This window comes from Amycolatopsis decaplanina DSM 44594, from assembly GCF_000342005.1.
Taxonomy (GTDB): Bacteria; Actinomycetota; Actinomycetes; order Mycobacteriales; family Pseudonocardiaceae; genus Amycolatopsis; species Amycolatopsis decaplanina.
On record NZ_AOHO01000074.1, the window covers coordinates 23,069 to 42,411 of the forward strand.

Below are 19,343 nucleotides of genomic sequence, written 5' to 3' on the forward strand. Positions count from 1 at the left end.
GAACTCTCCCTGGCTTTTCAAAAACCCTGCTCACACGACACGGCCCGTAACAGAAATTCATTCGGTTGCCCGAATGAATTACCCCTGACCGGGTGTAATGGGGAGAATCTAAAGAGCGATCGGTGACGAGTCCACCGACCAAAGTCGGGAACGGGGGAGGATCCACATCGTGAGAGCGATTTCAGTCCGAAAAGACCGAAATACCTTGGTCCTCGTGAGTGGTAAGGACGGTTAGAACCGTCCTTACCGCTCACGAGGTTCACGGGAAGGTCAACACGATCTTGCCCCGACCGTGCCCGGTCTCGATCTCCCGATGCGCCGCCGCGGCCTCGGTGAACGGATACGTCCGCCGCACCAGGAATCGCAGTTCCCCCTTGACGTACAACGACGCCAGCATCCCCAGCCGCTCGGCCGACCTCGTGCCGGTGACCACTCGCGCCCCCGCCTCGGGCGCGCGGGCGTGCTCGACCAGGGTGAGCACACGGTCCGGGTTGCCGACCAGCTCCAGCGAAAGGTCGAAAGCGGCACCGCCCGCGCCGTCCAGCGCCGCGTCGACGCCGGACGGCGCGAGGGCACGCACCCGGCCTGCGAGACCGTCGCCGTAGACCACCGGTTCGGCGCCGAGCGAGCGGACGTAGTCCTGGTTCGCCTCGCTCGCCGTCCCGATCACCCTGGCACCGCGCAGGACGGCGAGCTGGACGGCGGCCGTGCCCACCGCTCCCGCCGCCCCGTGGACCAGCAGCGTCTCGCCACGGGCGACCCGCAGTGCGTCCAGCGCCAGATACGCCGTCTGCGTCCCCGCCGTGAACCCACCGGCGACTTCCCACGGCATCTCGTCCGGCTTCGGCGTGACGTTCTCCGCGGGCACCACGATGTACTCGGCGTACGCCTGCACGGCGGTGAAGCCGAGCACCTCGGCCCCCGCGACGAGGCCGGTAACCCCGGAACCGACCTCGTCGACGACCCCGGCGAACTCGTTCCCCGGGACACGCGGCCAACGCAGCTCGAGCCCGGCGGGTTCCCAGCCCGCCCGCACGGCCGCGTCGTACGGCTGCACCCCCGCCGCCTTCACCCGCACCCGGACCTCTCCCGCCCCGGCGTGCGGCTCCTCCAGCTCCAGCACCCGGAGCACCTCCGGGCCGCCGGCTTCCGTGAACGCGGCCGCTTTCATCTCGTTCCTCCAGTTCGTTCCCCAGCTGTCGGAACCCAGCCTCATACCTCCAGATAACTGGAGGTCAAGAATTGTCGGTGTGACGTTCTAAGCTGCGCTCGTGACGAGCTACCGCATCTCCAGGGCAAGCGCTTCCGACGCCGCCAGGCTGACGACGCTGATGCACGAATCGGCCGCCTACCAAGGGGAATACGCCTCGATCCTCGAGGACTACCGGGTCACCGAGGACTATCTCGCCACCCATCCCGCGTTCGTCGCCCACGCGCAGCGGGACGTGGTCGGCTTCTACAGCCTGATCGAGTACCCGGCCGAACTGGACCTGCTGTTCGTCGCCGATTCGGCACAGGGCACGGGCATCGGCGCATGGCTGGTCGAGCACATGCTGGGGCAGGCCGGGGACCTCGGTATGACCGAGATCCGTGTCGTTTCCCATCCACCCGCCGCCGGGTTCTACGAGCGGATGGGCGCCCGCCGCGTCGGGGTCGTACCGCCCAGGCCGCCGAAGATCACCTGGGAGCGCCCGGAACTGGTCTTCGACGTCAAACATCCACCGCACGGCTGAACCGGCCGATCAGTTTGCGCAGGTGCCCCGCAAATTCCGGGGAGTCGACGACCTCGAAGTCGGTGTCGAGCAGGCCCAGGTAGAGCGCCAGATACTCCAGCGTGTCCGCACCGGCTTTGAGCAGGCAGGTCCGCTCGTCGACGGCTTCGACCACGACGGCGGGCGGCACCTTCGCCACGGCTTCGGCGGCCGGGGCGTGCAGCCGGATCGTCGCCTGGTGCCGCCACAACGCCGCGCCGACACCACGCTGGAGGTAGGCGACCACGCCGCCTTCGGGTGGTTCGCGCTCCTCGAAACGTCGTCCGTTGGGCGTACGCGGCCGCACCCGGTCCGCGCGGAACGTGCGCCAGTCCTGCTTGTCGACGTCCCAGCCGACGAGGTACCACCGGCGGCTCATGTGCACGACGCGGTGCGGCTCGACCTGCCTTCGCGTCTCGGATCCGTTGTGTCCCACGTAGTCGAAGCGCAGGGTCTCGCGGTCACGGCAGGCGGCGGCGATGACCGCGAGCACCTCGGCGTCGACCGTGGGGCCGCCGCCCTGCACCGCGAGCGTCGCGGAATTCAACGCCGCGACACGGTGCCGCAGGCGCGACGGCAGCACCTGCTCCAGTTTCGCCAGCGCGCGCACCGACGTCTCCTCGATCCCCGCGATCGTGCCGCCCGCGGCGGTGCGCAGGCCCATCGCCACCGCGACGGCCTCCTCGTCGTCGAGCAGCAGAGGTGGCATGGCAGCGCCGGCGCCCAGGCTGTAGCCACCGGAGACGCCGGGGGTGGCGTCGACCGGGTAACCCAGACCGCGAAGCCGCTCGACGTCGTTCCGGATGGTCCTGGTCGTGACGTCGAGCCGCTCCGCCAGTTCAGGGCCCGTCCAGTTGCGCCTGGCCTGCAGCAACGACAGGAGTCGCAGCAGTCTCGCCGAAGTTTCCGCCATGAATCCCACCTTGTCCGCAATCGCGGAACGAAACCTTCCGCAATCGTTCCTAATCTAGCCCCATGACCGAAATCAAGCCCTTCCGCATCTCGATCGACCAGGCCGAACTGGACGACCTCAAGGACCGCCTGAACCGCACCCGCTGGCCGCGCGAGGTCACCGGTGACTGGAGCAGAGGTGTCCCGGTCGCCTACCTCAAGGGACTGGCCGAGTACTGGGCCGACGGCTTCGACTGGCGCGCCCAGGAAGCGGAGCTGAACGAGTTCCCGCAGTTCACCACCGAGATCGACGGCCAGACCATCCACTTCCTGCACATCCGCTCGACCGCCCCGGACGCGCTGCCGGTGCTCCTCACGCACGGCTGGCCGAGCTCGCCGTTCGAATTCCGGCGGGTCGTCGACGAGCTCGCCGAAGAGTTCCACCTCGTCATCCCGTCCCTGCCCGGCTACGGCTTCTCGAACCCGGTGAGCGGACCCGGCTGGGGCAACCTGTTCCGGGTCGCCCAGGCGTGGACCACGCTGATGGACCGCCTCGGCTACGAGCGCTTCGGCGTCCACGGCACCGACGCCGGCGCCGGAGTCGCGGGGATCCTGTCGATGATCGCGGCGCACCGGGTCGTCGGCGTGCACCTCACCGGGACCAGCGCGGGCATGCCGTTCGGTCCCGCCGTCGAACTGGAGGGCCTCACGGAGAAGGATCGCGAGCGCGGCGAACGTTTCAACCGGTTCCAGTCCGACGGCATCGGCTACCTGCACCTGCAGGCGACCCGGCCGCAGACGCTGGCCTACGCACTGAACGACTCCCCCACCGGCCAGCTCGCGTGGATCGTGGAGAAGTTCGCGGAGTGGACCGATCCGGCCAAGGAACTGCCGGACGACGCCGTCGATCGCGATCACCTGCTGGCCGCGGTGAGCCTGTACTGGTTCACCGGCGCGGGAGCCTCTTCCGCGCACGCCGTGTACGAAGGCATGGAGGTCTACCGGCAGATGTCCCAAGGCGGCTGGGACGACGGCGGCGAGGCGCCCGCCGGTCCGCCGCGCGGGATCGCCGTCTTCGCCGGGGACACCACGATCCGGAGCCTCCAGGACGGCCCGGTGGCACACTGGTCCGAGTACGACACCGGCGGCCACTTCCCGGCGATGGAGGTCCCCGGCCTGTTCGCCGAAGACCTCCGTTCCTTCCTGCGAAAGTGCGCCTGACGATGGAGCAGCTGAGCCCCCGGGCCCTCAACCGCGCGACCCTGGCGAGGCAGCTCCTGCTCGACCGCGCCGATCTGCCCGCCATCACCGCGATCGAGCGGCTGGCCGGCCTCCAGGCGCAGGCCCCCGACTCGTCCTATGTCGGGCTGTGGTCACGGCTTCGGGACTTCCAGGTGGACGAGCTGGCGAAACCGCTGGCCGCCCGCGAGGTCGTCCGGTCGACCCTGATGCGCGGCACGGTGCACCTGGTGACGGCAGGTGACGGCCTCGCCCTGTGGCCCACCATCAAACCGGTGGTCGAGCGCGGTTTCCTGGGCCACTACTCCCGGGAGGTCGCCGGACTCGACCTCGCCGCGATCGCCGAAGCGGGACGCGCCCTGCTGTCCGAACGGCCCCGCACCCGCGCCGAGCTCCGGACCGCGCTGGCCGACCGATGGCCTGACGCCGACCCGACCACCCTCGCCTACGCGATCCAGAGCCTTCTTCCCCTCGCGCAGGTGACCCCGCGTGGCCTGTGGGGCCAGACCGGCCCGGCCGCGTTCTCGCTGCTCGAAGAGTGGGTCGGCGAGCCGATCACGGACGGCATCACCCTCGACGACCTGGTGCTGCGCTACCTCGAGGCGTTCGGCCCGGCGACCGTCCGCGACGCGCAGGTCTGGTCGGGGCTCACCAAGCTCAAGGAGGTCTTCGAGCGGCTCCGTCCACAACTGATCACCTTCACCGACGCCGAGGGGAAGGAACTGTTCGACCTTCCCGACGCACCGCGTCCCGACCCGGAAACCCCGGCGCCGCACCGGTTCCTGCCCGAATACGACAACGTCCTGCTCTCCCACGCCGACCGCGCGCGGATGATCCCGGACGGCCGCCGCGTGCCGTTGCCACCGGGTAACGGCGGCCGCCGGGGCACCCTGCTCGTCGACGGTGAATTCCTGGCCATTTGGGCGATCAAAGGGGCGACTCTGGCGATCGAATCGCGGAAACCTTTGCGAGATCAGGATTCGATCGCCGAAGAGGGGGCGCGGCTACTGGAATTCGTAGTTCCGGGACTGGCCCACGACATCCGTTTCGACATCGGCGGATAACAGTCCTGCCTTTTGCCGTAACGATGGGCACCGTTCGGGCGAAGCAATGCCGCAAAGAGCCTGGAGGGAGCGGGCCATGAGCAAGAACTACGGCTTCATGACGGTGCTGGCGGGCCTGAGCGCACTCGCGGTGATCGCGGTCGCGGCGGTCTGGCGGTACCCGAACACGTCGGACGTCACGGCGGTGATCACCGCGGCGGGAACGGTGATCGGCACCGTGGTGGGCGCCTTCTTCGGCGTGAACGCGGCCTCGGCGGGACGCGTGAAGGCCGAAGAAAGCCGGGATCAGGCGACAGCGGCTCTGGTGAAGGTGGCCACCAAGGCGGACGAGGACAGCGACGTCGCGAAGGCGGCGATGGAAGGCGTGCGCTAACCGTCCTCTATGGACACTCAGTCGAGTGCCTCGATCAGGGCGAGGCCCGGCGTAACGAGGGTCGTGGACAGCGCGAGCTCTCGCGACAGCCGCCGACGGGCGACCGCTCCACCAGGCGTTCTCCCCCACGCGGACGTCGGCCTGCGGCCGATCCCGATCTCGCCGCCCGCGAGCGCGAACTTTGCCCGGCAGTATGCGGGGCACCGCCAGGAAGGGGTCGACCCGATGTCGCGTTCGTCCGTACCGTGAAGAGCATGATTGATTTCTCCAAGGACACCGTCTTCAAGCTCACGCCGTGCAAACCGAAGGACATCGCGCCGACGGTGCAACCGATCATCATCCCCGGAGAACAGATCATCTCGTCGTTCAAGGCGGTGCGCGACTTCGTGGTGTTCACGAACAAGCGGCTGATCGCGGTGAACGTCCAGGGCATGACGGGCAAGAAGAAGGACTTCAACTCGCTGCCTTACAACCGGATCCAGGCGTTCTCGATCGAGACCGCGGGCACTTTCGACCTGGACGCCGAACTGGATCTTTGGTTCAGCGGGCTGGGGAACGTGCGCCTGGAGTTCCGGGGATCGGACATCCGGGCGATCGGCCAGCTGATCGCCACGCACACGCTTTAGCTTCCGGGGCCTCGTGAGTGGTAAGGACGGTTAGAACCGTCCTTACCACTCACGACCCGCTTGACCTTGGCACGCCTTGACGATGTGGGATTTGGGAGCCGAGTGTCCCAAATCCTCCACACTCACCATTTCCTACATGTTGATCTTTTAATCGCCGGTCTCTGCCGACCTGGGCATGATCGCCGCGCACTGCCGTTGAGCTGCGCGGACAGGGCTGGGCACTTCTCGCGTGTTCTCACCCCTGCCCGACGTCCGACGGCCTGGAGACGGCCTGGCACTCGCCCACTCCTCCCCCATCTCCCCGATACGAAGCCATCCACGCGGCCGTTGCGTCGGGTCAAGGCACGCTTTCCCGCCTTGACGCGTCGTGACGGCCGTTGTGACGATCTGGCATCGGGGCGATGGCTCCGCGTAACAGCCGTTGGTCCGTTCGCGACATCGGTGACACGAACGTCTCAGGGAGGGGGCCGACGTGCTCATTGACGTAACTGTGCGCCGTTGGCGGCGGCTAAACCTGTCCACGGCGGCAGCGGGCGCGCCGCCCGGCCGGTGGGCGGAGCGGAGCGGCAGCCCGCCGTGTCGGGCAAGGTGCGCCCGCAGGCGAGACGCGGACGCAAGGTGACCAGCGCGCCGCCGACGGCGGCGCGCCTTGATCCCATAGAGCCAAGTTCGGCAGCATGGACGATTGCTCTGCGGATCGGGTTCGCGTACGCCTTGTAGAAGAGAAGTGTCGAAAGGACCGCGTGTGGTGGACCCTGTAAGCCCAATCGTCGGCGCAATAGTCGGACGACTGTGTGGCCGAGCCCTAACGTCAATCTTCGGCCCAGAGAACCAGGCAAGTGACCCTACCCTTCATTCTCATGATGCACTGCACTCGCTGGAATCAGGCGAGAATGACACTTTTGCTATCGTCACAGAGGAACAACTAGACGATATAGACCGCTTCTTAGAAACACCACAAGTCTCAGCGCTTATTCAATCGTGGTGCGTGCTCCGAATCGGCGATTTTGCCGATTCGGAGAAAATTGAACTTCTTGAGCGCCTAGAAGACACTTTTACCTCCATGGCACTTCAATGGTGTCATCAAACCCGACAGGAATGGAGTTCGTTAGCCGGAAAGATATGGGAATTAACAACCAGGAACCTGGAATCGATCGCAGACAACATAAGACGCTACCAGCTCGAAAGTAAAGACCGGCGAGAAATATTTGAACGCTTTACCATAACAACCCGCCTTACTAAATCCGGAAAACGGGAAGCGCCTAAATTTGCCAGGGACATTGTCGCCGCACTAGGGGACCCGAAAAGACTGATACGAATCAGGCACACAGTTTCGGATCTATGCACAGAGATCGAGAAGAAATTTAGCGAAATTCAGCTGACGCACACGCAGGACGACTATCGGTTCGAGATTTCCGAGCTCTACGTAGACCGCACACTCAAGCGGAGATCCGATGATGAAATAATCAGCGCCGAGTCAATACTTTCACCTGAGCATCAAAGTCCACGTGTCGTAGTACTAGGGCATCCAGGCGTCGGAAAGACCACTCTAGTTAGACACCTGATTCATTCAACGATCGACGAACTCAACTCACGCGTAGCTCCCCTGCTTTTTCAATGCCGCGAGTACGCTGGAAGCCATTGGGGTTCGTCGTTCAACAACTTTCTAAGAGTGAAGATATCCGTGGAGTGCTCGCTTGAACTTCAAGACGACGAGCTCGAAGACATATTATCCACCGGATCTGCATCTATAATATTTGACGGTGTCGACGAAATCACGGATATTCAGAAGCGCCGCGAAATGATACGGAAAATTGAATCTTTCTCGCGTCGATATCCACTGGTCCATGTCCTAGCCACTAGCAGGCTCGTTGGCTACCAGCGTGCACAGTTTCAGCCAAATTACTTTAAGCTGTACGAACTTGAAGAGTTCACCCATAATCAGTTTCTTGAATACGTAATTCGCTGGTTTAGGATCACGCACCGGGCAGAGGATGAACAGTGGGCTTTTATTAGAGAATCGGAAGTAGTTCCGGACATCAGAAGAAATCCCCTTATTCTGTCTCTACTTTGCGCACTCTATAGGGCTCGTGGGCATATCCCTCGAAATCGCAGACAAGTATATAAGGACTGCACTGACCTACTGTTTCAACGATGGGACTCAATGCGGCAGATCGAGCAGCCCTTTGACCATCGACAGTATGGTCAAAGATTAATGCAGGAGCTAGCCAGGTTCTTCTACCGCAGCCAGAACGCACAGGCAGGTATCGAGGAAGAGCAACTGAAGCGCCTTATATCGCATTTTTTTCAGGATACCGCAGGTATTGAACCACCCGAGAGTCACAGTCGCGCCGAAATGTTCCTCGATTTCTGCGCCGACCGCGCATGGCTACTATCCGCAAAAGGAACAAGCAGTCGAGGCCAACGACTCTTCTCCTTCACACATCGAACGTTCATGGAGTACATGGCGGCGGAAGCCCTGGTGCGCAATGCAGATAATATCAACGAGATAGTCGACGAAGTAATTCGAGTATATGAATCAGATCCCAGTTCCGTTCTTGCCGACGTGATGGTGCAATGTTCCGAAGACAAAGTTAACCGTGGCGCCGAGCAAATCCTAATTGAACTATTGAGAAGAGCTCGCAAGGTAGCAAGGTACGGCGACAGCTATCTGTCCCTCTGCCTGCGCATCGTAAATTCTTCGCCAATGTCAGCAAGAATCTCTAGCGATCTTCCAAAATCGGTACATGACTTCTGGAAGAGATTAGACGGAATGGACAAGACTCGAGTCTCTTCCGTGGCCTTCTTCGAGCTATATCGAGACCCCAGAAGAAGAATGATTCGCGCCATGTCCGAAGATAACCCTATCGAAGGATTACCATCGACCGAATTCCGCCATTCCGTTTGTGGAAGATGGGCTCGTTTCGACTCCCTAGGACTAACTCACCATTTCGAGCCAGAATGGGAAGAAGAGCTATCTCCTCACTTCACAACTGTTGCCAATGACATTAGGGAGGGCTTGTTCGCGCGTTCATCATCTTCTCTAGTGAACTACTTGATAAGCCGGAGCGAATTTGAGGTTTCGGAGTTTACCGAGGACGGGCCGATACGCCCGGACTGGATCGTTCCAACCTTCGACGAATACGGGCCAGGCGCTTTAATGACTGCAGTAATCGAAGCACTGCACGACGAACGTGCCCGCGTGGATATCTTAGCTTGGCTGTCTAAATATCTTGAACGAAACCGCTACATCGAGACAAACTTAGCAAAGGCCGTCTCTTACATACTAGATGACGAGATTAGATTTCATAGCCGACTATCTAGACGCGACATCGAAAGGCAGGCTTCAAAAGTAGAGCCCCTCAGGGAAATACTCCTCTGGTTAGCATTTATTACATGCGAGGCCCGCGACAACACCATAACTATGTTTCATGAGATGGTCGATGGCGTGATCGGGCTACAAAACTTCGCCAACATCGTCGCAACACGCGAAAGCAGGCTTGGACTATACAGCGAATCACTGGAAGCAAAAGTGTTATCGCGAAAGCAGGCAACCGCACTGGTCGCCGACTTTCCCGCTTGGGCGAAGAATTGGGTCAATGGCGCGAGACTAGTTAAAGAATTAGGTTGATGCGAGAGCTCAATTTCACTGCTACTGATAGTATATATCGCCGCCCGAACCGAGACCGTGCCCAAGGCGAAGTTGGATTGAAGGATGGATATTGAGATCGGCCAGCTCGGCGGAAGAAACCCACCGCACCTCTGAACTTTCATCACTGGCGCGGAGGACTCCGCTCAGAGGATCTGCCCGGAAACATATAGAAAATTCTTGCCGAACCTCGCCGTCGTCGTAGGCGATGACGTGGTTCGGGTTCGAGTACAGACCGATGACGCCGGTCACCTCGCACTCGATCCCGGTCTCTTCGCGGACCTCTCGCACGGCGGCCTGCGACAGCGTCTCGCCGAGTTCGAGCTGTCCGCCGGGGATCGAGTACAGGTCGTTGTCGGTGCGCCGGATCATGAGGATGCGGCCTTCGTCGTCCTGGATGAACGCGGACACTGCGACCGCGATGCTGTTGGCCTTGGGGGCGTTGGGGTCGTTGTAGTAGTCGACGCGTGCCATGTGTGGCCTCCTAGAAGGTGGCGGGCTTGGCGAGGTTCCAGACGGCTTCGAAGCTCTCCGAGTAGGTCTCGAAGAGGTCCCCGGCGGATAGCCGGCGGAGGTGCAGGGATGGGGCGTGGGCTCCCTGGAAGCCGTAGACGTGCGTGTTGATGATCATTTCGTCGTCGAAGCGGAAGATTGAGTTGTAGAGCGTGGTGTTGTGGAAGCGCATCTCCACCCCGTCTACCCCGATCAGTGGCCGGTAGAACGCGAGTGCGTTACGGATGCGCGCCGGTAGCGTCCCGTCGCCTAGCTGCTCCTCGTCCCCGCGCAGAGCGACACTGTCCCCTTCGGGGTCCCCGAAGATCAGTCGAATCTTGGCCCCGGCCTGCGCTTTTGCTGTCAGGTCCTTGATGAACCGCGGGCGCTCCACCAGGAACAGCGCAGCGTGGACCAGGACTTCGACGGTGTCCGACGCTTCCTTGATCAGCCGGTCCCACAATTCGACGGGGATGGCGTTGCGGTGCGGGAACACGCGCACGACCTCGGCGGCTGCCGTCTCGGCCTTGCGCTCCGGGGCCACCGAGTCCGGCCAGAGGTAGGTCTCGGACTCGCGTGCCATCGCGGCGATCTTGTGCCGGTGCTTCGGGTACGGCGTCCGCCCCTTGGTAATCCACCGTTCCACGGTCTTCTGATCGACCCCGGTGGCGTCGGCGACCTGCTTCGGCGTGAGGCCGTTGCGCAGCAGGGCGTCCCGCAGGCGTTCGTTCGGCATTCGCCCTCCTAGGGACTTGTAGGGACGTCTTCGACCGTACCAGGGACGTCCCTAGATGTCCCGCCAGATGGTGATCACGTCCCACGTTTTGGCGGAGATTAGGTGCCAGGTTGCCGGGGACTCGCCCCAGCACCTCGACACCAAGAGGGAGGCAGGCATGACGACTCCAACCGCCGGTCGGGCAGTGTCCGCGCGCGGCTCGGGAACATGGACAGCTCGCCGGTTCGCGATCTGAGCGCCTGATGCGTGACACGGTCCAGATCCACGTCACGGCAGACCTGCCGATCCGCGTCCGCGCGCTCACCTACGCCAACCGGGCGGAGATCCGTTTCGGCAAGGCGTTCCCCGTGGTCCTGCTCGTCGATTCCGACGCGATAGCGGTGCTGGGGAGAGAACTCGCAGAGGTACAGGCCGTACTGAACGCGGCTGCCGCAAGGGGCAAAGACGGCGACGAAGTGCCGACAGACACAGACAAGCAAGGGAACTAATGACATGGCTATCTACAAAGGACACCGCTTCACCATTGACTTCGACGAAGCGTTCTCGCAGGGCCTCGTAATGGTCGGCGAGGTCTCGCCGGACAACGAGTACCAGTCGCGGGAAGACCGGGCTGCGGGTCGTCCGGCGCGGCAGCGGGTCGATGAGGTGACGGGCAAGCGTCAGTGGAAGGCCACAGTGACCGACCCGGACGAGGTCAAGGCGAAGCGTGCGTCGTTCGAGATCACGTTGCTGGCCGATGTGCAGCCGGTGCCGACGACGTCGGAGGTGCTGCCGGGGATGCGGCCGATTGAGCTGGAGGGCCTGACGGCTGAGCCGAAGGTGGCGGGTCAGGGCGAGTTCAAATATCAGTCCTACGTGTTCCGCGCGACCGGCTTCAAGGCGGCGGCGGGTGGGGCGTCGAAGTCGTCGCGGACCTCGGGCGCTGCCGAGTCGACGCCCAAGGCTGCGTGATGCCGGGCGGGGTGCCGGGGAGCCACTGCGTGGCGGTGGTTCCTCCGCACCTGGTCCAGGCGTGGGAGAGGGCCTATCGCCACTACAGCGCACTGAGAGCGACGGCGGCACCCGGCGCTGATGCTGTGGCGGCTCATGACCTGGCTGTCGCCTCGGTGGCGGTGGCGGCGTCCTGGCGGGACCTGGCCGCCGAGAGCCAGTTGCCGTGGTGGGTGCTCGCGGCCGTGACAGCGGCGGCAGAAGGTTTCGAAGAGAACGCGCGGTCCTGGGAGATGCGCGCACGACGTGAGGAAGGGCAGGTCCGTGGCGTTCAACGCGATGTGGAAGCCGGGGTCGCAGGCGGTCGCGGGGATGCAGGGGCATGGTTCGGCGAACCCGGCGCTGGTGATCTATCTGGATCCGGACAGCCTGGCGATCCTGCCGCCGTCCGATCCGGCCGGGTGGCCGGAGTTCATCCGGCTCCTTCGCCAAATCCGCGACAGCGCGGACGAACTGGCCGTGTTCCTCGACAAGCACAAGGCGGTGCGCAATGACGACACCCGGAGGTAATGAGCCGCAGACTCTCCGGGACGCGCACGCGGTCGCCTCGGCTCGCAGGCCGAAGCCTGGGGCGAATCTGACGGCCTGGCTGAAGTTCCATCAGGCCAACGCGCGCATGTACCAAGCGGTGTCCGATGTGGACCGCTGGCACCACCACGAACTCAAGTACTGGGTTGGTTATGAGCTAGGGAAAGCGGAGGAGGTGGCCGCACAGATCCAAAAGAGGAAGTCACAAGCTAGCTGAGAACTGAATAGCTGTAGGGAAAACGTGCGTGGGGACGTGCGGTGTACAAACACGTCCTCACGCGCTTCCCGTGTCTCGTAAGGCGCAGAACCGGTACCTGGCCTAGGAAACCTCGCCGGTCCTGCGCTGTCCACAACCTCTGGAAGTGAACAATGACAACGCTAAACGATGGCAACAACCATGCGCTAGACGGGGTCACCCGAACGCGCTGCACAATATGCAAACGCTTCGCGAAGCTTCTACCCGGCGAGACCGAGTGCGCTCCCTGCCGGGGAATGCTGCCGCTGGATCTGACCGGTGCGGGCGGTGGTCGCCGATGAACACGAACGGGATCGGTGTTCTCCTCGTCGGCGGCGGGGTGCTGGGTGTGATGGTGTGGCTGCTGCACAAACTCGGCCGCGCCCTGGCCACGATCGCGGAAGTCCTCGCCGCCGCTGCGGTGGTCTTCATCGCCCTGTGGTCGGCTGTGAAGTTGTTGGTGTGGCTGGGAAAGCAAGTCTTCCAACGCTGGCGGACCAGTCTCGGCGTGGTCGCGCTGGTGGCCTGGTGGCAGTGGCTCGGCTGGCTCTCGCTCACCATCACGGCGGGTTCGGTCGGCGCGGTACTGCTGGCGTGGCGGCTGCTTGACCTGGTGTCGTTCGACCGGTGCTGTGGTCGGTTCCTGCGGGCGTGGTGGTTGCGCTGGTTCACCTACGCTCGGAAACTGCCGGGCTGGCTGCACGCCTGCGGCCTGTCCATCTCCGACGGCACCGTGCCCGTGGAAGTGACGGTCAACCTCGTCGGCCGCCGTCGCAAGGCAGTCTCGCGCACTGCGGGTGGCACGGCTGTGCAGGTCCCGAAGGTGCTCGGGGTGAAGTCGGGTCCGTCGTGGGATGAGGTGCGGGTCCGGCTCGTACCTGGTCAGAAGCCGGAGGACTTCGACGACGCCGCCCGCGCTCTGGCCGTAGCTCGCAAGGTCACACGGTGCCAGGTGCGCGAGCTGGAACCCAACGTCGTCTCGCTCGACTTCCAACGCCGTGACCTCCTCACAGCACCGGTCGACTGTGCGGAGCTGCCCGACCTGGCGGCCGTCGACGGCGTGGATCTACGGCGGGTCTTCGCCGGACGCACCGAGTACGGGCAGGACTGGCGGCTGCCGCTGACCGGTCCTGGCGCGCACATGCTCGTCGCCGGAGCCACCGGAGCCGGAAAGAACTCGGTCATGTGGTGCCCGCTGATGTCGGCGGCCTCGGCGATCCGGGCCGGAACGGTGCGCGTCTCGGGGATCGACCCCAAGGGGATGGAACTCGCCTACGGACGCGGGATCTTCGCCCGCTACGGCGTCACGGGCAAGGAAGCCATCGAGGTCCTGGACGACCTGCTCGACGGTCTCGAATCGCGCAAGCGCGAGTTCGCCGGACACACCCGCAACGTCCCGATTTCCACCGAGCATCCCTTGGAGGTTCTGGAGTTCGACGAGATCGGGGCGCTGACCAAGTACACCGACCGCAAGACCCGCGAAGCGATCGTCGAACGGGTGGCGATTCTGACCACTCAAGGTCGGGCACTGGGCTACACGGTGCGCGGGTATGTGCAGGAACCCACCAAGGACACCGTTCCCGTGCGGGAGCTGTTCCCCCGGCGGGTGTGCCTGCGCGTCACCTCGAAGACGCACGTCGGGATGGTCCTGGGCGACGGCGCCTATGAGCGCGGGGCGTGGGCGAACCGGATCGAAGAGTCGGCTGCGGGCGTCGGCTACATCTGGGGCGAGGGCATCCGCGAACCGCTGCGGGTCCGGGCTGGCTGGGTGCCGGACGAGACGGTCAAGGCGCTGGAGACCTACGTGACCAACGGCGGCGCTCAGGTCGTCGACTTGGCCACCCGTCGCGGACCTGAGGGGGTGGCGGCGTGAACCGGCTCATGGTCTTCCTCGACGCGATCCGCGATCACCTCGACTCATTCGCTCTGCCTCCGGCCGCGTCCGTACGTGTCGGGGTGGGTGCTGATCCGATCACGGTGCAACTCGACTCTCATCGGCTTGAGGACGTTGCCCGTGGTCTGCTCACGTGGGCCAACTCCCTGGAGGACGTGACGGCATCGCTGTGGCGTCCTGAAGGCGGTGCCTCGGTGCACCTCGAACTCAGCGGCCGGACTCCCTGCGGCATCCCGGTAGTCGTCTACGGCGGCGTCTGGTTCGACGAAGCCACGTTCCCGGACCTGCCTGCGGGGATGCGGCAGGAAATGCCGGTGTTCGTCCTGCGGCAGTGGAACACGCCCGGGGAGGTGGCCGCCTGATGAGTACCACCGAATCCGCGGTGACCATGCCGGCCAACTCTCGGGCCGCCCGGATGCGGGAACCCCTCGCCTCCGACGTCGTGAAAGCGACCGCCGAGAAGCACGGTGTCTGTGTCCGGCCGTTCACGATGGAAGTCGGCGACACCGACACCGGAGAACTCCGCTACGTCCCCGTCCCCTGCGGCTCCACCGTCGAATCGGTCTGCCTGCCCTGCGCTCGGAAGGCGAAAGCGCTGCGACAGGTCCAGTGCCGCGAGGGCTGGCACATGGACACCGAACCGGACTTCACCCCAGAGCCACCGACCGAGGTCCAGACGGAGCTTCTGGCGTTCCGGGCTGACCTCGTCGCCGCCTACCGGCAAGAGACAGATCAGGCGGAAGCCGACGAGCTGCGGGCAGAGATCCAGGGCGTCGATGACGAACTTCGGCAACTCGGGATGCGTGGCCGTCTCCCCTCGATCGACCTGCCGACGAAGAAGGTCGTGAAGCGGTCGACCAAGCGGCGGCAGGACGCGCCGAACCTGCCTCGGCGCAAGGTCGCCAAGACCACGCTCGGGCGGGAGTACGCGGGGCGGTTCCGGCCGTCGATGTTCGTCACGCTCACCTGCGACACCTACGGCCCAGTCCGCTCCGACGGCGCCCCGGTCGACCCGTCGACCTATGACTACCGGCGGGCGGCTCGGGACGCGGTCCACTTCTCCGCGCTGGTGGACCGGTGGTGGCAGAACCTGCGGCGGGTCGTGGGCTGGGACGCGCAGTACTTCGCCACCGTCGAACCCCAACGGCGGGCGGCTCCGCACCTGCACGCGGCTATCCGGGGATCGGTCCCGCACGACGTGATCCGCCAAGTCACCGAAGCGACCTATCACCAGGTCTGGTGGCCCAACCATGACCAGGTCGTCTACGTCGACCGGATGCCGCTGTGGGACGGCGACCGCCGGGTGTTCGTCGACCCGGACACCCGCGAACCGCTCACCTCGTGGGACGACGCGGTAGAGGCCGTGGAGAACCCGGCGCACGTGGTCACCTTCGGCCGTCAGGTCCACTCCAAGGGCATCCTCGGCGGCTCCGAAGAAGCCGGACGGCACATCGGCTACCTCACGAAGTACCTCACCAAATCCACGGGTGAGGTCGTCGAAGCCGACACCGCACGGCAGAAGGATCACCACGACAGGTTGCACGCGGAACTGTCGGTAACACCCTGCTCGCCCCGGTGTGCCGTGTGGCTGCTGTACGGGATCAATCCCAAGGGCACCAACGGAAAGACCACACCAGGACACTGCAAAGGACGGGCTCACCGGCGGACCACGCTCGGGCTACCTGGGCGTCGGGTTCTGGTGTCGCGCAAGTGGTCGGGGAAGACGCTCGTCGACCACAAAGCGGACCGAAAGGCGTTCGTCCTAGAGGCGCTGGCGGCGGTCGGGATCGAGAAACCGGCACCGGACCCGGCCCGGCTGGTGTGGCGCAAGGTCGACTCCGGCGACGCGAATGTGCCACCTCGGGACCACCTGGTGATGCACGCCATCTCGGAACGCATCACCTGGAAAGCCGAGTACGACAAGGCACTACTAGCCGCGCAGAGTCCACCAAATCTTTCGGCAACTCCGCTCGCGGCTTAAGGGGGAAGGCATGGACAGCATCGATCCACTGTGGTCAGTCGAAGACGTCGCGGACTACCTCCGCGTGCCCGTGAAGACGCTCTACCAATGGAAATGGCTCGGTGAGGGACCACCGGTACGGAAGATCGGCCGTCACCTCCGCTATGACCCGACCAAGGTCCGGGCCTGGGTTGCTGAGGAGGCCGCCTGATGGGACACATCCAAGACCGTTGGTACAAACCCGCCAAGGACGCCAAGGGGCACCTGCGGCTCAACGCTCGCGGAAAACCCGTTCTGGAGAAGACCGAGCTGTACGGCGTCGGGATGCGGTACAAGGTCCGCTACCTCGACCCGGACGGCAGCGAACGGTCAAAGTCCTTTCCGGACAAGCAAAAGAAGCGCGCCGAAGACTTCCTCATCGAGATGGAGTCGGACAAGCGCGAGGGCAAGTACATCGACCCGCGCGCGGGCCTGGTGCTCTTTGAGGTCGTCGCACAGAGCTGGCTGGACTCGCAGACGGTCGACTACACCAGCCGGGAGCGCTTCGCGACGCGCGTCAACGTTCACCTGCTTCCGTACTTCGGCAAGAAGGCGGTCGGGTCGATCCGGCCGAGTCACATCCAGACCTGGTTACGGAAGCTCCAGGACGACGAAGCCTCGGAGACCTCGCGGGCGCTCTACTTCGGGCACCTGGTGTCGATCCTGAACTTCGCGATGGCGGACAAGAAGATCTCCGAGAATCCGGCGCTGTCCAAGGTGATCTCGCGTCCGAGGGCGAGTCGCAATCAGGTCGTGCCCTGGTCCCGTGAACGTGCTCGGGCGGTGCGGGACAACCTCCCGAGGCGGTACAAGCCCGCTGTCGACGTCCCGGCCGGTCTGGGCCTGCGGAAGGGTGAGCTGTTCGGGTTCTCGCTCGATGATGTCGACCGGAGTAAGGACCTGGCGTACATCACCCGACAGGTGCGAGTGGTCGCCGGGAAACCGGTGTTCGCTCCGCCCAAGGGTGGTAAGTCGCGTGAGGTGCCGATCGGGCGGAAGCTCCTCGGGCTCCTCGACGAGTACGCCGAGGAGTTCCCGGCGACCGAAGTCACGCTCCCTTGGTCGCATCCGGGCGGCGAACCGACCACGGTTCGTCTGCTCATGGTCAACGGGTACGGACGGGTCTTCCGCGCGGAGTGGTTCCGGGTGAACTTCTGGCTGCCCGCGCTCAAGGACGCCGGGGTGGAGAAGCCGACCAGGGCGGACGGCGTGCACGCGCTGCGGCACCTCTACGCCTCGGTCCTGCTCGACGCTGGCGAGTCGATCAAGGCGCTGTCTCAGTACCTCGGCCACACCGATCCCGGCTTCACGCTCCGGGTGTACACGCATCTCCTGCCGAGTAGCCACGCCCGGACGCGCAAGGCCGTCGACGACTTCTTCGCGGAGGCGCTCGAAGACTCCGCCTCCGATGACCAAGCTGCATGACGGCCTGGCCACGGCCTGACACCTGCCCTGACCCGCGAAACCGCAGGTCAGGGCAGGTTCACGTTTACATGTTGATCATGTGGCCCGCGAGACCGTGCACCGCTTCCTTCACCGCTTCCCCGAGGGTCGGGTGAGCGTGCACGTTCCGCGAGATTTCGTGCACCGTCAGGTCCCACTGCTGCGCCAAAGTCAGTTCCGGCAGCAGTTCGGTCACCTCCGGGCCGATCAGGTGCGCGCCCAGAAGTTCGCCGTGCGTAGCGTCGCTCAGGATCTTCACGAAGCCGACGGCTTCGCCGAGGCCGTGCGCCTTTCCGTTGGCGGTGAAGGGGAACTTCGCCACCTGGACGTCGAAGCCCTTTTCGCGGGCTTGTTCTTCGGTCCAGCCGAAGCTGGCGATCTGCGGCTGGCAGTAGGTCGCGCGCGGGATCATCACGAAGTCGAGTTCCATGGTCTCGGCGCCCGCGATGGTTTCGGCGGCGACGACGCCCATGGATTCGGACGCGTGCGCGAGCATCAGTTTCGCGGTGACGTCGCCGATCGCGAAGATGTGCGGGACGTTGGTGCGGCCGCGCGAGTCGACGGCGATGGCGCCGCGCTCGGTCAGCTCCACGCCGGTCTTGTCGAGGCCGTAGCCCTCGACCCGCGGCTGGAAACCGATGGCCTGCAACACCTTGTCCGCTTCCAGCACCCGGGACTCGCCGTTCTTCGACACGGTCACGAGTACGCGCTCGCCGGTGTCGTCGATGGACTCGACCTTGGTCGAAGTCAGCACCTCGATGCCGAGCTTCCGGTAGCGGCGCGCGAGTTCGGCGGAGACCTCGGCGTCCTCGAGCGGGACCATCCGGTCGAGGTATTCGACGATGGTCACCTTCACACCGTAGTTGTGCAGCACGTAGGCGAATTCGACGCCGATCGCGCCCGCGCCGGCGATGACGATGCTCTCCGGCAGTTCGTTTTCCATGATCTGCTGTTCGTAGGTGACCACACGGTCGCTGCGCGTGGTCCCCGGCAGCAGGCGCGCGGTGGCGCCGGTGGCGATCACACAGTGGTCGAAGGTGACCCGTTCGCCGTTGACCTCGATGGTGTTGGCGTCGAGGAAGGTGCCGTGCCCGTCGTATTCGGTGATCTTGTTCTTCTTCATCAGGAAGTGCACGCCCTTGACGCGACCGTCCGCGACCTTGCGGCTGCGGTCGAAGGCGGCCTGGTAGTCGAAGCTGACCTTCCCTTCGACCTGGATCCCGAAGGATTTCGCCTCTTTGGTCACGATGTGCGCGAGTTCGGCGTTGCGCAGCAGTGCCTTCGACGGGATGCAGCCGACGTTGAGGCAAACACCGCCCCAGTATTTCTCCTCCACGACCGCCGCGCTCAGCCCCAGTTGCGACGCCCGGATCGCCGCCACGTAACCGCCGACCCCGGCACCCAGAACAACGACGTCATAGTGTGCGCTCATA

General features: G+C 64.3%; 20 protein-coding genes. 15 read left to right on the forward strand and 5 right to left on the reverse strand.

Features of this window, described 5'->3' with window-relative positions:
* Positions 1 to 259 precede the first annotated feature (259 nt).
* On the reverse strand, positions 260 to 1,171 hold the full coding sequence (locus H074_RS30360) for an NADP-dependent oxidoreductase (RefSeq protein WP_039923799.1): 912 nt from the start codon (positions 1,169 to 1,171) through the stop codon (positions 260 to 262).
* Positions 1,172 to 1,271: 100 nt separating this feature from the next.
* Between H074_RS30360 and H074_RS30365 the strand changes: the two genes are divergently transcribed.
* Positions 1,272 to 1,733: a GNAT family N-acetyltransferase gene (locus tag H074_RS30365; RefSeq protein ID WP_039923696.1), complete on the forward strand. Its 462-nt coding sequence runs from the start codon at positions 1,272 to 1,274 to the stop codon at positions 1,731 to 1,733.
* Here H074_RS30365 and H074_RS30370 read toward each other — a convergent pair.
* Positions 1,711 to 2,664 carry a helix-turn-helix transcriptional regulator gene (locus tag H074_RS30370; protein ID WP_007033908.1) on the reverse strand — a complete coding sequence of 318 codons (954 nt, stop codon included), beginning with the start codon at positions 2,662 to 2,664 and terminating at the stop codon, positions 1,711 to 1,713. The two genes, H074_RS30365 and H074_RS30370, sit on opposite strands and share 23 nt — an antisense overlap.
* A 62-nt stretch (positions 2,665 to 2,726) precedes the next feature.
* Here H074_RS30370 and H074_RS30375 point away from each other — a divergent pair, with 62 nt between their 5' ends.
* The 5 genes from H074_RS30375 to H074_RS39605 all read left to right on the forward strand — a co-directional run bounded on the left by H074_RS30375 (position 2,727) and on the right by H074_RS39605 (position 9,575).
* Positions 2,727 to 3,863 carry an epoxide hydrolase family protein gene (locus H074_RS30375; protein ID WP_007033909.1) on the forward strand — a complete coding sequence of 379 codons (1,137 nt, stop codon included), beginning with the start codon at positions 2,727 to 2,729 and terminating at the stop codon, positions 3,861 to 3,863.
* 2 nt (positions 3,864 to 3,865) lie between these two features.
* Complete coding sequence (locus H074_RS30380; protein WP_235096910.1) at positions 3,866 to 4,945, forward strand: winged helix DNA-binding domain-containing protein; 1,080 nt, start codon at positions 3,866 to 3,868, stop codon at positions 4,943 to 4,945.
* A 76-nt stretch (positions 4,946 to 5,021) separates the two neighbouring features.
* Positions 5,022 to 5,318, forward strand: a complete 297-nt coding sequence (locus tag H074_RS30385) for a hypothetical protein (RefSeq protein WP_007033911.1) — start codon at positions 5,022 to 5,024, stop codon at positions 5,316 to 5,318.
* Between the two features lie 254 nt (positions 5,319 to 5,572).
* Positions 5,573 to 5,944, forward strand: a complete 372-nt coding sequence (locus tag H074_RS30390; protein WP_007033912.1) for a PH domain-containing protein — start codon at positions 5,573 to 5,575, stop codon at positions 5,942 to 5,944.
* Positions 5,945 to 6,689: 745 nt separating this feature from the next.
* Complete coding sequence (locus H074_RS39605; protein WP_152521527.1) at positions 6,690 to 9,575, forward strand: NACHT domain-containing protein; 2,886 nt, start codon at positions 6,690 to 6,692, stop codon at positions 9,573 to 9,575.
* Positions 9,576 to 9,596: 21 nt separating this feature from the next.
* Here H074_RS39605 and H074_RS30395 read toward each other — a convergent pair whose 3' ends face one another.
* Together H074_RS30395 and H074_RS30400 are read right to left on the reverse strand one after the other, a co-directional pair.
* Positions 9,597 to 10,067 carry an NUDIX hydrolase gene (locus tag H074_RS30395; protein ID WP_007033914.1) on the reverse strand — a complete coding sequence of 157 codons (471 nt, stop codon included), beginning with the start codon at positions 10,065 to 10,067 and terminating at the stop codon, positions 9,597 to 9,599.
* Positions 10,068 to 10,077: 10 nt separating this feature from the next.
* Positions 10,078 to 10,821 (reverse strand): helix-turn-helix domain-containing protein, encoded by a 744-nt coding sequence (locus H074_RS30400; RefSeq protein ID WP_007033915.1) that lies wholly within the window; start codon positions 10,819 to 10,821, stop codon positions 10,078 to 10,080.
* 242 nt (positions 10,822 to 11,063) lie between these two features.
* Here H074_RS30400 and H074_RS30405 point away from each other — a divergent pair, with 242 nt between their 5' ends.
* The 9 genes from H074_RS30405 (at position 11,064) to H074_RS30440 (ending at position 17,892) form a co-directional block, all read left to right on the forward strand.
* Positions 11,064 to 11,309 carry a hypothetical protein gene (locus H074_RS30405; RefSeq protein WP_007033916.1) on the forward strand — a complete coding sequence of 82 codons (246 nt, stop codon included), beginning with the start codon at positions 11,064 to 11,066 and terminating at the stop codon, positions 11,307 to 11,309.
* A 4-nt stretch (positions 11,310 to 11,313) separates the two neighbouring features.
* A complete protein-coding gene (locus H074_RS30410; RefSeq protein WP_007033917.1) occupies positions 11,314 to 11,772 on the forward strand; it encodes a hypothetical protein in 459 nt (152 codons plus the stop codon).
* A gap of 303 nt (positions 11,773 to 12,075) precedes the next feature.
* Positions 12,076 to 12,321 carry a hypothetical protein gene (locus H074_RS30415; protein ID WP_007033918.1) on the forward strand — a complete coding sequence of 82 codons (246 nt, stop codon included), beginning with the start codon at positions 12,076 to 12,078 and terminating at the stop codon, positions 12,319 to 12,321.
* The gene (locus H074_RS41730; RefSeq protein WP_083920525.1) at positions 12,302 to 12,556 is read left to right on the forward strand and encodes an AMED_5909 family protein; all 255 of its coding nucleotides are present in this window, start codon (positions 12,302 to 12,304) and stop codon (positions 12,554 to 12,556) included. Before H074_RS30415 ends, H074_RS41730 begins: the two co-directional genes overlap by 20 nt.
* A gap of 316 nt (positions 12,557 to 12,872) precedes the next feature.
* Entirely contained in the window at positions 12,873 to 14,447 is a 1,575-nt protein-coding gene (locus H074_RS30420) for an FtsK/SpoIIIE domain-containing protein (RefSeq protein WP_007033919.1), read from the forward strand.
* Complete coding sequence (locus H074_RS30425; RefSeq protein ID WP_007033920.1) at positions 14,444 to 14,830, forward strand: hypothetical protein; 387 nt, start codon at positions 14,444 to 14,446, stop codon at positions 14,828 to 14,830. Before H074_RS30420 ends, H074_RS30425 begins: the two co-directional genes overlap by 4 nt.
* A complete protein-coding gene (locus tag H074_RS30430) occupies positions 14,830 to 16,449 on the forward strand; it encodes a replication initiator (RefSeq protein ID WP_007033921.1) in 1,620 nt (539 codons plus the stop codon). Before H074_RS30425 ends, H074_RS30430 begins: the two co-directional genes overlap by 1 nt.
* Positions 16,450 to 16,459: 10 nt before the next feature.
* Entirely contained in the window at positions 16,460 to 16,639 is a 180-nt protein-coding gene (locus H074_RS30435; RefSeq protein WP_007033922.1) for a helix-turn-helix domain-containing protein, read from the forward strand.
* A complete protein-coding gene (locus H074_RS30440; RefSeq protein ID WP_007033923.1) occupies positions 16,639 to 17,892 on the forward strand; it encodes a site-specific integrase in 1,254 nt (417 codons plus the stop codon). The genes H074_RS30435 and H074_RS30440 overlap by 1 nt, the downstream gene beginning before the upstream one ends.
* Positions 17,893 to 17,956: 64 nt before the next feature.
* On the opposite strand, the gene lpdA is transcribed toward H074_RS30440, so the two are convergent.
* On the reverse strand, positions 17,957 to 19,342 hold the full coding sequence (gene lpdA / locus H074_RS30445) for a dihydrolipoyl dehydrogenase (RefSeq protein ID WP_007033924.1): 1,386 nt from the start codon (positions 19,340 to 19,342) through the stop codon (positions 17,957 to 17,959).
* Between the last annotated feature and the right edge of the window lies 1 nt (position 19,343).